This is a genomic window from Chryseobacterium vaccae, assembly GCF_009602705.1.
Taxonomy (GTDB): Bacteria; Bacteroidota; Bacteroidia; order Flavobacteriales; family Weeksellaceae; genus Chryseobacterium; species Chryseobacterium vaccae.
Window position 1 is genome coordinate 1,298,409 of sequence record NZ_VSWH01000001.1, and the last position, 14,326, is coordinate 1,312,734.

Here is a 14,326-nt window from a genome sequence, read left to right on the forward strand (position 1 = left end):
TGCATTCTTTTAAAGTTAACCTTGGGCATACCTCCCGGTTAACTTAAATAATGCTGCGATAATATCATTATAAAGAAGCACTCACAAGCATACAAAGGGTATTATTCCGGAATAATACCCTTTGTATTTATTTTACAAAAAACTAAATAACAATTGGTTACATTGTAAATAACATTGTAATTGTTATTTTATGTTGCTCACAATAAAAGGAACAAGTAGATATTTGTACTTTTGCTAAAATCGTTTTATCATATGAAATATCTCTTTTATATTCTCTCTCTCTTAATATCAGCATCTACAATTAAAGCACAAAGTTCTGCGGAAATGAAAATTTCAGTTATTGATAAAAAACTAAATGAGATGCCAAAAAATCTGGCAAGTAATTCGAACCGAGAAAAAGTATTACTTGAGATAAAAAAAGAATCTGAAACGTTAAAATATACTTCTGGAATCTTGCAAAGCATTGATTATTTAATGAGATTATATTCTAATCAAGGAAAATATAAAAAAGCGGCTGAAATAGGAAATGGAATCAAAGAAATAATTCCGGATAATCCAACTTCTAAAGAAAAAAGGGTTATCTCTAACATATTTCGTACAAGAGCATCTGTTGTAAGTAATTTTGGTTTTTTAGAGGAGGGACTAAAAGATTTTAAAACAGCGATAAGCTATGCAAAAGAGATTGAAAATAATGATCAAAAGTTTTATAATCTTTCCCTATGCTATGAAAATATTACACTCTATTATGGTATCAAACATTTCGAAAATAAAAAATATAGAGATTCTATTATATATTATCATAAAAAAAGTCTCGAAAAAGCATTTCAAATTAGTGATAAAAGTTCTATAATATCTCAGAGTTTAAAATATGATCAGATTGCTTTTAATGATATACGAATGGGTATATTCTATCTCGAACAAGTTGATACTAAAGGAAGTCTGCAATCAGCAGAGAAGTATCTTTTACGGGCATTAAAAATACATGAAAATAAGACATATCAAATACCAGCAAGCAATAAAATTATATTGCTCAACCAGCTCAGCTGGCTGTACATGGAAAAAAAAGATTATAAAACTTCAATTAGTTATGCAAAACATGCTCTCAATTTAGAAAAGCAATATCAAGATCCTTATAACAGAGTAGAGTCCCTTGAGTTTCTTGCCTATTGTTATACGGAGATTGGTGAAAAAGAACAATCGGCAATCTACATGGGTCAATATGCTTCCCTTAAAGACAGTCTTAGTATGATGGAAAAAAATAATACTAAGGAGCCTTTAAAACAGATTGTGTCAGATATAGATAATACCCACAAAAAAAACACTAAAAATCAGTTTATATTGATTGTAGGGATTGTTTTCGTTGCAGCTTTAGCTACATTGTTTTTTTGGAGAAGACAAAATAAACGCCTTCATCAAAAATACAATGCATTAATCACCAAATTAAGCCATCAGGAAGAAAATATCCCGTTACATGAAAATGCAGAACATAAAGAGACTAAACCTGCTTCGGTAATAACTGATGATATTTCAAGAGCCTTACTTCAAAAACTTGAAAAATTTGAAAAATCTGAGAAGTACCTCCGGAAGGACATCAGTTTAGCATGGCTTGCCCATCATCTTGATACCAATACTAAATACCTCTCTGAAGGTATTAAGAAACACAGGGATACTAATTTTTCGGATTATATTAATGGGCTTAAAATTAATTATATTGTTAACAAACTTTATGAAAATCCTGTCTACAGAAAATACAAGATAAGCTACCTCTCTGAAGAATGCGGATATGCCACTCCACATGTATTCCGAAGCTCCTTTAAAAAAGAAACCGGCATTACACCTTCTTATTTTATTAAGGAGCTGGAAAATGAGGAAATATCGTGATTAATTATATTCTTACTAAGGTTTTAATTTTGGCGATAATATACTTGAATACATCAAGTTAAAATTTGATTATTAAACTCTTCTGAATATTCAATTGCAATAATATAGATTATACTTTTGGGAGCTAAAAACTAAATCCCACATTCTTTTATTGTCGTTGGTACATAAATATATTTAATATCAAAGTATATTTTCAAAAATGAGTTATACTTCGTATATATTAAAAATGACAAATATCTTCTTATTAAGTTTCGAAAAAATAATCAACACTCATTAAATGAATTAGTCAATACTTAATCTGACAGTTATAATCAAATTAAATAACTTTAAAACAGATTAAGTATTATGACAACACAACAAAAGATTATCAAAAACAAGTTAGGCGTACTTGAATTAGCACAACATTTAGGAAACGTATCCAAAGCCTGTAAGGTGATGGGCTATTCCCGAGACAGTTTTTATAGATTTAAAGAATTGTATGAGCAAGGAGGTGAATTAGCATTACAGGAAATCTCCAGAAGAAAGCCAGTATTAAAGAATCGTGTAGATGAAGTCATTGAAAAAGCTGTTGTTGATATAGCTATTGAAAACCCTGCTTTGGGGCAGCTTAGAGTAAGTAATGAACTTAAAAAGAAAGGTTTCATTGTATCACCAGGTGGAGTCAGAAGTATTTGGTTAAGACACGATCTACATACGTTTAAACTAAGATTGAAAGCCCTAGAAGCCAAATCTGCTCAAGATGGTGTAGTCCTTACTGAATCTCAACTTTCAGCACTAGAAAGGGCTAAGGAAGAGAAAAAAGCTCATGGAGAAATTGAAACTCATCATCCTGGATATTTAGGAGCTCAAGACACTTATTACGTAGGCAATATCAAAGGAGTTGGACATATTTATCAACAAACTTTTATTGATACATATTCAAAGGTAGTATTTGCAAAGCTATATGACCGTAAAAATGCTCTTATTGCTGCTGACATGCTTAATGATCAGGTAGTCCCTTTCTTTGAGCAGCAGGAACTTCGTTTACTCAGAATTTTAACAGACCGAGGAACGGAATACTGTGGAATAAGAGAACAGCATGAATACCAGCTCTATTTGGCCATTGAAGATATCGATCATACGAAGACCAAGGCTAAAAGCCCTCAGACCAATGGTATTTGTGAACGTTTTCACAGGACGATACAGGACGAGTTTTATGCCATAGCTTTCAGAAAGAAAATTTACAGAAGTATTGAAGAACTGCAATTAGACCTGAACAGCTGGTTGTCGTATTACAACAATGAAAGAACGCATACAGGAAAACATTGTTACGGTAAAACACCGATGCAGACGTTTCTAGATAGTAAAACTATTGCAAAAGAGAAATTATTGGAAACTCTTGCAGAGGAACAAAAAATCCTTACTTTTGGAAGTAAGGATAATATTGGATAACTGACAATTATTTTTAACCCCTAACTGTCAGATAAAGTCGTGGCTATTACACATTAAATAACTTTAGAATTCTATCAAGATCTTCTAGAAATTGGTTCGAAGATAATACTGCCGAGGTCACAAGACCGACATTTGAAGATCTCGCTCTTTGATGTCGGTTTTTTTTATTTCTTAATCCGTTGTTATACTGGCAGATATATAAGTGTATTAATTTCTTCTATAGTATTGTTTTCCATTGTTAATTGAAATTTTTCAATCCACTCGTTTAAAAGCCTATTTTTTCTAACTACTTTTCCAAATTAAAGTTTATTGCTTCTTTTATTAATTCATTTAAGTCATTCCATTGATTACATTTTTTTAGATAGAATGGTTCCATCCAGTCATAATCTTTTATTATACAAACGTTAAAATATCCTTCAATATCAAATGAAGGATTCCATCCAACATCTAATAAATTGCCATTTGCCAATTCAACTTGTAACAAATCTTCCTTTAAATTGTCAATATTATTTTCAATGCCCAGCGATATATCTATTGTACTTAGATCATCAAATACTATTTTACTTTTATTTCCAATTATTCCTTTTATGTTAAATGATTTCATTATAAATTTATTTAGTTAATTTTAAATATACGATACTGTACTTAAATACACCAAGTTAAAATTTGATTATTAAACTCTTCTGAATATTCAATTGCAATAATATAGATTATACTTTTAGGAGCTAAAAACCAAATCCCACATTCTTTTATTGTAGTTGGTACATAAATATATTTAATATCAAAGTATATTTTCAAAAATGAGTTATACTTCGTATATATTAAAAATGACAAATATCTTCTTATTAAGTTTCGAAAAAATAATCAACACTCATTAAATAACTTTAGAATTCTATCAAGATCTTCTAGAAATTGGTTCGAAACTAAACCTATTAACAGTTTCTGAAAGAAAAATAGTAGAATTACTATCTGCTCAAAAAACCAGTAAGCAAATTGCAGAACTTCTTTTCCTGTCCGAAAAAACAGTAGAAGGACACCGTACCAGAATTATAGAAAAATTGGGGATTCCAAAAGAAAAAAAATGCATTACTGATTTGGGCAATACAGAATTATAAAAAAATCCTTGTAGATTTAAAAATAATTATTAAAAAATGAAAGATGTCTTTCACCCTATTATAAACCTACCGGAACATTATTAATATCATAATTTTTTGAAAGTATATTCATCATAGACTGTGTTAATGAGCTCATCAGAATGAATGTTTCGTGAGAAAATAGGATAATGAAAACGATCTAATTTATTGAGAATACGGATCAGATCCATTTTTTCATTATAATTAAGATTCCCGGCAACAATATTAGTAGCCTGACGAATTTTTTCCATTTGCTTTTCCAGCACCATTAATCCTCTCTCAGAAATATGGATTAATTTACTTCGTTTATCCAAATCAGAATCTGTTTGTTCAATCAATCCCTGACGCAGAAGTCTTGTAATGATAAGCATACCAACAGGCTTATCGTGAATATTTTTTTTGATGAGAGCCATCTTAGTCATCTCACCAAAAGCTTTTAAGTTGATCAAGTAAATAAAGTCTTCCTGAGTAGAAAATTCAGAATCTGTGATAGCCGACTTTGAATAGGTCTTAGCATATCGGTTAAGATGAACAAGTAATGTACTAATTGCGCTTTCCGCTGTTCTTCCATTCTCTTTTCCTTCCCAGTATGGCTCATCACCAGCACGCGTAGACTCAAGATTCTCCTTACCAGAAACCCACAGTTTAAAGCCCTCAATAGTGGGTGGATAGGAATTCGGAGATGTTTTATTATCTGATTCGAATTGCTCAAGAAGAGTCATAAAGTCTTTGATAAGGGTAAAATTCATGTCAATTAAAATACTATACAAATATACCTGCTTTTAATTTAATCTCAACTTTTTACTAGAGTGTATACAATTTTGATTTTTTATATTTAATAGTAAATGATACCGGCAGAAGAAAACCGAAATAAAAATTGTATTAATTATAAATAAGTATATTCCTGGAACGAGAAAAAGATAAAACTATCTATATTTTTCTATAAAAGGAATTTACTTTAAATATTTGCCAATTGAAAAAAGAATACAAATAAACTATAAATACTTATTATATACATTGTCCGAAACTTTAAAAAGCTCCGGACAGTATGTATTAAACTAACATTAATTGGTTTTTTTTCTCCATTCAGCCTTCACATCTTCAGCGGCATCTTTGGTATTTTCCCAGGCTTCATCAGCTTTATCCTTAATATCATCCCAGGCATCTGAAATATTTGACTTCACCCTTTCCAACCAGTCTTCATGAGAAGCTTCCTGATCATTATCTCTTTTTTCATTGATATAATCTTTGGCTTTATCCGCTAACTCACTTATTTTCCATTTTGAATTATCAGCTGCGTTTTTTAAAGAATTTTCGGTTTCATTAACTGCATTTTCTGCTTTGTTATAATCTGAATTATTCATAATAATATATTTAAAGTAATCGGTATATAAATAAACAATATTTATGCCTAAAAAACTATTTAGAATGTTAAAATTTATTAAACTTTAAACACCATTGAAGAAACTCCTCTCATATTCAAAACTATAAGCCTTCTATTGTCCGATTCTAAGTCTCAATCATATCTTCATGTAAAGAATAAACTATTTATTTCTGCTAAGCTTTTTAATCATTCCTTTAAAAATAATCCCATGAAACGGAAGAACCATAAACCAATATATCCGGTAGCGCCAGTAAGCAGTATTTTTTCCATGATGACACGATTTAAAGGTATGATAAAAAAACATTACCCTTCAGATAAAAGATTATATCTTCTCCAAAAGATGACCGAAATAGTCCTTTTTTCTAACGAGATAGCTTTCATTTATTCCATTGGGTTCAATTTCTAAAGGAATTCTACGGTTGAGATTGATGCTGCTGCTCTCAACAGACTTAATCTTTTCCGGATTATTGGTCAGCAGGTTTATTTCCTTAATATTTAAAATATCCAGCATTTCAACTGCTATATCAAAGTTTCTTCCGTCTGCCGGCAGTCCCAGTTTCAAATTAGCCTCAACAGTATCAAAACCTTTTTCCTGAAGTTCATAAGCCTTCAGTTTATTGATGATCCCAATATTTCGTCCTTCCTGTCTGAGATAAACAATAACTCCCCCATTTTCAGACATATATTTCATAGCAGCATCCAGCTGTTGTCCGCATTCACATTTTTTTGAATGAAAGACTTCTCCGGTAATACATTCCGAGTGAAAACGAACATTGACCACCTTATTAAAATCAGTATTCTCGGCCACTAAAACCAAATGAGGGCTCCAGTTTTCTTCATTTTCTGAAAATGCATACATCGTGAATAATCCGTAATCTGTAGGGATTCTTGATTTTGCTTGTATTTTGAGCATAAGTTCGATTTTAATTTAAAATTAATTGATCATCTATTTGGCAAACGGACTTTCTTTATCCTGTTTCACCCAGATGAGCTTTGATGTATCATAGCCTATTTCCTGTGCTTTGATCATAAAATTCTGTTTTACACTTTCAGGTATGCTTTTTTCACGGGAAAGAATCCACAGGTAATCTAAATTTTTCCCGGCAACCAATGCATATTGGTAATCTTCAAGTGCAACAATATTATACCCAGCATAAAAGGGTCCGAAAAAACTTACCTTCAATGCAGCTGTATTCTTGTTCTCTCTAAATTTCGCAGTACCATTAACAGAAACCCATTTATTCTTTTTAAAATTGTATCCGCTGTTAACTACTTTTACACTCCCGTCTACATTAAGACTGTATTGAGCCATTGCATTATCAAGGTCTTTTTCAAAACGATAATCAAATCTTGCAATTTCATACCATGTCCCTAAATACCTGTTAACATCAAACTGATTGACTGGCTGTGCTTTTTCAGGCATTGAAGAACATGATGTGAAGACACTAAATAATACTAAAATTATTAAGAACGTGAGAATGATTTTATTTTTCATTTTTAGTTATTTTTTTAAAGAAATAAATATTGAGTAAAAACTGACTGTATCCGTAAACGGTATCTTCAATAGGGATGGTTCCCATTCTGACCCCCAAAAAATCATCAGGATTATAGTTAACAACTGGTGAAGGAATTATAGAGCCCGTCAGTATTCCATTCACTGCAAAAAATCCGGGCATCAAAATCAGATATACAAAACTTGCCTTTCCTATCCATTCTTTTTTAGCAATAAAATGCAGATAGCAAAGGGTTATTAACGTTACAATAACTGTCAGCAAAGTATATATTCTCTCATAGTAAAGAAGTCCTGCCAAACAGAGAACAATAACAGCCGTAAACACAATAAGATTATTAAAGAGATCAGCCCATGCCAGCTTAAAAAATTTTTCAAGGCAATAGTAAGTAAAAACACAGGCGAATGGAATACAGTAAAAGAACAGCCATTCTTCTATAGGAAGCCCTGAAATTTTAACCCCTAATGTATACCTGTAATCAAACCACCATACACCTTTTCCTGTGAACCATATATCCCACACAATAAAAGGAATTGCTACGATTGTAGATGACAACAGAAACTTTCCGAAAAGTTTATTAAACTGTATTCTTCTGTCAAAAGAAGCCAAAAAGCAAATAATGACTGTGAAAAAATTAATCAGTATGTAAGTATATTGCATCATTTTTTATTGAAATACATTTTAAAATAGACCATAGGAACCCACAAAAAGCCAAAGCACTCTCCTTCTTCTTTTCCTAAATGTTTGTGGTGCTGTTTATGAGCACGTCTGATGGCAAGCAAATAGGGGTTCTTTGTTTTTGTAAAAACCTTTGCTCTTTGATGAATAAAAATATCATGGACAAAGAAATAGGCCATTCCGTAAAGACTTATTCCCAAGCCAACAAAAAACAGATAATTGAATTCCTGCCTTACCCCTGCATATAATAATGCAATAGCAGGGCTGGCAAAAATGAAAAAGAACAGATCATTCCTCTCCAGCTTCCCGTCATGGCTGTGATCATGATGATCGCGGTGCAGGCCCCACAAAAAACCATGCATAATATATCTGTGGATCAGCCATGTGGCGCCTTCCATGGAAATAAAAACACACAAAACGATCAGAAAATTCATATTAATTATGTTCTTGGTTAAAAAGATCATTCAACACTCTGTATCTGAAATCGAAAATACTTCTGAGCTTTTCTTTAACAAACAAGCGATGGGCTATTCTTCCTAAAACCCCAAACGGGAGTTCATAATCTACAGTATCTTTCATCAATATACCATTCTCATCAGGAATAAACTCATGAAAATGATTCCAATGCTTATAAGGGCCTTTTTTCTGAAAGTCCGTAAAGCTTTTACCCTCTTCTACCTGACTGATAATGGTTTTCCACTTCATCGGAATTCCCAATACAGGAGAAACTGTATAATCTATTTCCATTCCTTCAAAAATAGATTCATCCTTAATATCTGAAAGAACCACAAAACTCATGTTTTCAGGCGTTATTTCGGATAAGTTATGAGGGGATGAAAAGAATTTCCATGCCGTCTCAATATTGCACCTCAAATGCTGTTCTCTATATAATCTGTACATCATTTATTTTTTTGTTAAACTCCTTTTAAACAGTGCATGTATTACAAATAAGCAGATTTGTATCTTATATAGCTTTTGAATGCAACCAACAACTTCTGTGAATTGGCAATCCTGATTCTCTGCTGCAAAATATGCTGAGAACTTGTTTTCTTTATTTTTTCAAATAGCAGCAGATAGTATCTGTAGGCCAAGTATACTCCGAACATCGAAGAGCTTGGAAGCTTCTTAATTCCTTGTAATGCTTCTTTAAATTCTTCTTCAATTTCTTTTTCAATCTGGGCTTTTACAGTATTATCAAAGACAGACATATTCAGAGACGGGAAATAGGTTCTACCCAAAATCTGATAATCATCTTTCAGGTCCCGTAAAAAATTTACTTTTTGAAAAGCAGATCCCAACTTCATGGCAAATGGTTTAAGTTTTTCAAATTGCTGTTTATCGCCTTCTGTAAATATCTGCAGGCACATAAGACCTACCACTTCTGCAGAGCCATAGATATACTCATTATAAAGATCGGAGTTGTAGTCTATTTTTTGCAGATCCATTTCCATGCTGTGCAAAAACTGATCGATCAATTGAATATTAATATCATAGTGGCGAACCGCTTCCTGAAATGAATGTAAAATGGGATTGAGTGATATACCGTCCTTCAGCGCTTCATAAGTTTCGTTTTTTAGACTTTTCAAAAGCTTCTCTTTATCATACCCATGAAAGCTATCAACAATTTCATCTGCAAGACGCACATATCCATAAACAGCATAAACAGCAGGTCTGATAGAAGGCTTCAAAGCCAATATTCCTAATGAAAAACTGGTACTGTATTTTTGAGTAGTATACTTGCTTACCTTGCGAGACAACTCATCAAACAATTTTTTCATATTATTTTATTTTTAGTTTATTAACCTCTCCTGCTACAATCTTTCCAGAAATAACTGACGGGGGAACTCCTGGTCCCGGAACAGTTAACTGGCCGGTATAAAAAAGATTGCTGATCTTTTTATTCCTTATTTTAGGCTTCAGAACAGCAGTCTGTGATAAAGTGTTGGACAATCCATAGGCATTCCCCTGATAAGCATTATAATCCGAAATAAAATCACTTACACAATAGCTTCTCTTGTATTCAATCCTGGAGATAAGATCGGTTTCTCCTGTATGTTTTTCAATTCTTTCCAGCATTTCCTTCAGGTATTTTTCTCTTACAGTCTCCTCATCATGTATTCCCGGTGTGAGGGGTAACAGTAAAAAAAGATTTTCACACCCTTCAGGAGCTATATCCGGATCAGTTTTGGAAGGGCAGCACGCATAAAAAAGCGGTTTAGCAGGCCATTTTTTATTTTTATAAATGCAGTCTATATGATCATCAAGATTGTTTTCAAAAAATAGAGTATGATGTTTTAAATGAGATATTTTCCCTTTGATTCCCAGGTAATAAATCAGACATGAAGGAGCAAAGGTTCTCGTTTTCCAATAGGCATCATTATAGTTTCTAAGTGATTTGGAAATTAATGTTTCTGTGTGATGGTAATCTGATGATGCAATCACTGCATCAAATTCATAATCTTTACCATTTGCTGTTATTGAGACCACTTTCCCGTTTTCTGTATTGATTTTCTTTACCTCATGATTGAAATGAAAAGTTACCCCCTGCTTTTCTGCAACGTCTTTCATACCAAGAACAAGTTGATAAAAACCTCCCATGGGGTATTTGGTCCCCAAAACATATCCCCCATAATTCATAAGACTGTAAAGTGCGGGAATATTCTGAGGTGAGGCACCAAGGAATATAACCGGGAATTCCATCAGGGATCTGAGTTTAGGATCAGAAAAATAACCTGAAACATATTTCCTGAAATTACTCAAAAGATCAAGCTTCAGTGCACTGCCTGCTATTTTTAAAGAAGCAAATTCCAACCAGTTATAACAAGGTTTTGTGACAAAGTCTTTCATTCCTACCTCATACTTGAATTGAGCAGACTGCATGAATGTATCATACTTCTTCCCCGCTCCTTTTTCTGTTTTTTCAAATAACTCCCGGATCTCATCATTTTTCTCAGGAACTGAAATCTTTTCTTCTGAAAAGACCATCTCAAACTGGGGATCTAAAGAAACAAGCTTAAAAAAATCAGAGACTTTGCAGTCAAAATCGCTGAAAAAGCCTTCGATAATATCAGGCATCCAGTACCAGCTGGGCCCCATGTCAAAAACATACCCTTGTTCTGTTCTAAATTGCCTTGCACGACCTCCCGGCTGGTCATGTTTTTCAAATACATGCACTTCATTTCCTGATTTAGCAGCATATGCAGCAGCAGACAGCCCTGAAAATCCAGAACCAATTACAGCAATTCTCTTTCTTAAGTTTCCAGTATCCATTGTTACTTATTTAATAGTTTTAACAACTCTATTTAATACGGCATCAGCTCAACCTTTTATATGCAATATCCAACAGATCCCTCGTATCCAGATTCATATGGTAAAAAGAATTATGAAATTCATCCAGTTTAGAGAGTATCGCTATGAGCAGCATTTGTTCAGAGTGAGCAAGATTCCCCACTACAACATTTGAGGCTTTACGGATTTCATCCATATTTTCCTCCAATACAGTAAGCCCTTTCTCTGTTATCTGAATATGCTTTGTTCGTTTATCTTTTTCAGAGACTGTCTGCTCAACCCAACCATGACGAATTAATCGATTAATAATAAGTATACCTGAAGATTTTTCATGCACATTATGTCTTATCAATTCCATTTTTGTCATTGCTCCCATCGTTTTCAGACCTATCAGATAAATAAAATCATCCTGGCTTGAAAAAACTGAATTGCCAATTGATCTGGAGTAAGTTTTTGCATACCTTCCCATCCTTATCAATAATGTATTGATGACACTATCAGAACTTCTTCCCGATTCTTTACCTATCCAACATGGATCTATTGATTCAGAAGTATTTTTACAGGAAGAATTGATCCACTCCGTAAAACCCTGAAGATCGTTGCTGTATAACGACTTACCTTCATTTTGCTCCATAAATTGCTGAACAAGTTCTACAACTGATTTTATAAGATCAAAATTCATAACCTATACATTAGTATACAAATATACTTATAAAAGTTTACAAATATACTTATATGTTATTTTATTTTAAAGCTAAGGAATTACAATATGGAGATTTAAAGATTTACCTCTAAAGAAAGAGTAGACACCTAAAAATACAAAACACTAACAAACAACAACTTAAACAACAAGAAAGAAGGTTAAAAAAAAGAGAGTCATGAAAGGGAGATTAACAAGCAATAGTATATTTATAAACCTAATTATATTTTTAATATAAAAATATGGGCCATAATATACTTGAATACACCAAGTTAAAATTTGATTATTAAACTCTTCTAAATATTCAATTGCAATAATATAGACTATACTTTTGGGAGCTAAAAACTAAATCCCCCATTCTTTTATTGTAGTTGATACATAAATATATTTAATATCAAAGTATATTTTCAAAAATGAGTTATACTTCGTATATATTAAAATGGCAAATATCTTCTTATTAAGTTTCAAAAAAATAGTCAACACTCATTAAATAACTTTAGAATTCTATCAAGATCTTCTAGAAATTGGTTCGAAGATAATCCTGTCGAGCTCACAAACGCCAAACAGCGCCACTTTAAGACAAGTGGCGCCGTTTATTTTATCTTCGATTTCAAAATAAGCCAATTGTTTTGGTTTTAGATATTTCTTGCTGCAAGATATTCCGGTGTTTTTGTAGGACTGATAAATTCTGTTGATCATTTAAAGTACATGATCAAAGTAACATCCAGTGAGCGATATACAAAGATACTTCCGTATACGATTTTGAACCTAAAAGGAGCATAAAAGAAGTCAGAAAATCAGCGTATTCCATAATTTCATTGAATCACAATCATTTTTTTATGATAGAAAATTTACTGATTATACAGCCTGAGAATCTTCACCAATTCAGGTATGGATCGTATCTTCAGCTTCTCAAACAACCTGTTTTTGTAAGTACTGATCGTCGATGAATGGAGATTCAGTTGATTAGAAATTTCTTTGAGGGGAAGACCTTCTGCAATCTTATTGGCAATTTGCAATTCGCGGTCTGATAGTGCTTCAAAGGGAGAGTTTTTTGTTGCACCAGTTAATGATTCTAAAAAAATCGTTTCTTTTATATTATCACTGACATATCTGCCCTTACTAAGCATCGCCGTTAAGGCAGTCTCAATTACTTCAGTGGAGCTTAGTTTGCTTAGATAGCCTCCTGCACCCATTTTCAGATAACGCATTCCATATAACTCTTCATCCTGTGAAGAAAATATTAGAATTTTTAATTCAGGTTGGTGAATTTTTATGTAATCTATTGCTTCCTGAACAGTACCATTAGGCATATTAACATCCATAATGGCCAGATCAAATTCTTCTTTCAGAATTAATTTGTACAGCGATTTATAATCTTCTACTTCTGAAATTATGGCATCGGGTCTGAATCGTTTGATTGTTTGTATCAAACCCATCCGGACGATACCATGATCATCTGCCACAACAATGCGAATGTTTACTTTTAAACCCATCATTCTATAAATTTACGTAAAAAAAGGGAAACCGTAGTGCCTTTATTTTCAGTGGAAATGATTTGTACGTTTCCAGACAGCAAGGAAATAAAATTCTTTACAATTTTCAAGCTTAATCCAACTCCTTTCTCGCCCGCAGTTCCCAGGAATATGGGATTATCATAAGTGTAGATCGCAGATAAATACTTTTCATTCATTCCTGTCCCGAAATCAATTATAGAAAGCACAATCTCATCACCTTCCGTAATCACCTGTAAATAAATATCTTGCTCCGGAAAGGAATATTTTAGCGCATTGTTAAAAATTTTGTCTAAAACGTATTCGAGCAACAGGCGATCGCTTGTAAGAAATACATTGTGATCACCTTTAAAATAAAATTTAATGCTTTTTTCTTTTAATTTTGCAGCATATTTTTCTTCTAAATAGTGAAAAAGATCCATCACCATGATTTTAACGGGTTTAATCTTAAAACCTCCGTATTGTGTTTTTATCCAAGTAATGCTGTCCTGGATCGTTTGCAGATTCTTCAGGGTATCACGTTTTACCTGTGGCAACAACTTAAAAAAATCTTCCTCACTTATGGTCTTTTGCTCTAGCCCTTCTATAAGCCACACAAAAATTCCAAACAGTTCTTTTGAGTCATGAGACAATATCGAGATCAGTCCGTTCTTGAAATTGATTTCGTTTTCCAGTCTTTCAATTTTTAATTGTAGTTCGTTGATAAAATCATTCATAAATTCAGTATCATGGTTTTAGAATCTGTTTGAATTATTTTTAAAAAAAAAGTAGAAAAGGTTATATTGTTTAAACTCGAATAAAACATA

General features: G+C 32.6%; 16 protein-coding genes. 3 read left to right on the forward strand and 13 right to left on the reverse strand.

Going from position 1 to position 14,326, the window contains the following annotated elements; translation table 11 throughout:
* Positions 1–252: 252 nt before the first annotated feature.
* Together FW768_RS05880 and FW768_RS05885 are read left to right on the forward strand one after the other, a co-directional pair.
* Positions 253–1,881 (forward strand): helix-turn-helix domain-containing protein, encoded by a 1,629-nt coding sequence (locus FW768_RS05880; protein ID WP_153393628.1) that lies wholly within the window; start codon positions 253–255, stop codon positions 1,879–1,881.
* Positions 1,882–2,226: 345 nt separating this feature from the next.
* Positions 2,227–3,312 (forward strand): IS481 family transposase, encoded by a 1,086-nt coding sequence (locus tag FW768_RS05885; protein WP_153391442.1) that lies wholly within the window; start codon positions 2,227–2,229, stop codon positions 3,310–3,312.
* 286 nt (positions 3,313–3,598) lie between these two features.
* Here the strand turns inward: FW768_RS05885 and FW768_RS05890 are convergent, their stop codons facing one another.
* The gene (locus tag FW768_RS05890) at positions 3,599–3,916 is read right to left on the reverse strand and encodes a hypothetical protein (protein WP_153393630.1); all 318 of its coding nucleotides are present in this window, start codon (positions 3,914–3,916) and stop codon (positions 3,599–3,601) included.
* A gap of 349 nt (positions 3,917–4,265) precedes the next feature.
* Between FW768_RS05890 and FW768_RS05895 the strand changes: the two genes are divergently transcribed.
* Complete coding sequence (locus tag FW768_RS05895; RefSeq protein WP_317163089.1) at positions 4,266–4,427, forward strand: response regulator transcription factor; 162 nt, start codon at positions 4,266–4,268, stop codon at positions 4,425–4,427.
* 86 nt (positions 4,428–4,513) lie between these two features.
* Here the strand turns inward: FW768_RS05895 and FW768_RS05900 are convergent, their stop codons facing one another.
* The 12 genes from FW768_RS05900 to FW768_RS05955 all read right to left on the reverse strand — a co-directional run bounded on the left by FW768_RS05900 (position 4,514) and on the right by FW768_RS05955 (position 14,236).
* Positions 4,514–5,194 (reverse strand): MarR family winged helix-turn-helix transcriptional regulator, encoded by a 681-nt coding sequence (locus FW768_RS05900; RefSeq protein ID WP_153393632.1) that lies wholly within the window; start codon positions 5,192–5,194, stop codon positions 4,514–4,516.
* A gap of 315 nt (positions 5,195–5,509) precedes the next feature.
* Positions 5,510–5,809 carry a hypothetical protein gene (locus FW768_RS05905; protein WP_153393633.1) on the reverse strand — a complete coding sequence of 100 codons (300 nt, stop codon included), beginning with the start codon at positions 5,807–5,809 and terminating at the stop codon, positions 5,510–5,512.
* A gap of 342 nt (positions 5,810–6,151) precedes the next feature.
* Positions 6,152–6,742 carry a GTP cyclohydrolase II gene (ribA, locus tag FW768_RS05910; protein ID WP_153393635.1) on the reverse strand — a complete coding sequence of 197 codons (591 nt, stop codon included), beginning with the start codon at positions 6,740–6,742 and terminating at the stop codon, positions 6,152–6,154.
* A 33-nt stretch (positions 6,743–6,775) separates the two neighbouring features.
* Positions 6,776–7,324 carry a lipocalin family protein gene (locus FW768_RS05915; protein WP_153393637.1) on the reverse strand — a complete coding sequence of 183 codons (549 nt, stop codon included), beginning with the start codon at positions 7,322–7,324 and terminating at the stop codon, positions 6,776–6,778.
* Positions 7,314–8,003, reverse strand: a complete 690-nt coding sequence (locus FW768_RS05920; protein WP_153393639.1) for a lycopene cyclase domain-containing protein — start codon at positions 8,001–8,003, stop codon at positions 7,314–7,316. The genes FW768_RS05915 and FW768_RS05920 overlap by 11 nt, the downstream gene beginning before the upstream one ends.
* The gene (locus FW768_RS05925; protein WP_153393641.1) at positions 8,000–8,452 is read right to left on the reverse strand and encodes a sterol desaturase family protein; all 453 of its coding nucleotides are present in this window, start codon (positions 8,450–8,452) and stop codon (positions 8,000–8,002) included. Before FW768_RS05925 ends, FW768_RS05920 begins: the two co-directional genes overlap by 4 nt.
* 1 nt (position 8,453) lies before the next feature.
* Positions 8,454–8,921, reverse strand: a complete 468-nt coding sequence (locus FW768_RS05930; RefSeq protein WP_153393643.1) for an SRPBCC family protein — start codon at positions 8,919–8,921, stop codon at positions 8,454–8,456.
* A gap of 38 nt (positions 8,922–8,959) precedes the next feature.
* Positions 8,960–9,796 (reverse strand): phytoene/squalene synthase family protein, encoded by an 837-nt coding sequence (locus FW768_RS05935; RefSeq protein ID WP_153393645.1) that lies wholly within the window; start codon positions 9,794–9,796, stop codon positions 8,960–8,962.
* A 1-nt stretch (position 9,797) separates the two neighbouring features.
* Positions 9,798–11,288, reverse strand: a complete 1,491-nt coding sequence (locus FW768_RS05940) for a phytoene desaturase family protein (RefSeq protein WP_153393647.1) — start codon at positions 11,286–11,288, stop codon at positions 9,798–9,800.
* A gap of 43 nt (positions 11,289–11,331) precedes the next feature.
* On the reverse strand, positions 11,332–11,988 hold the full coding sequence (locus FW768_RS05945) for a MarR family winged helix-turn-helix transcriptional regulator (protein ID WP_153393649.1): 657 nt from the start codon (positions 11,986–11,988) through the stop codon (positions 11,332–11,334).
* An 869-nt stretch (positions 11,989–12,857) separates the two neighbouring features.
* Positions 12,858–13,505, reverse strand: a complete 648-nt coding sequence (locus tag FW768_RS05950; protein ID WP_231128639.1) for a response regulator — start codon at positions 13,503–13,505, stop codon at positions 12,858–12,860.
* Positions 13,502–14,236: a sensor histidine kinase gene (locus FW768_RS05955; RefSeq protein ID WP_153393651.1), complete on the reverse strand. Its 735-nt coding sequence runs from the start codon at positions 14,234–14,236 to the stop codon at positions 13,502–13,504. The genes FW768_RS05950 and FW768_RS05955 overlap by 4 nt, the downstream gene beginning before the upstream one ends.
* Positions 14,237–14,326 lie beyond the last annotated feature (90 nt).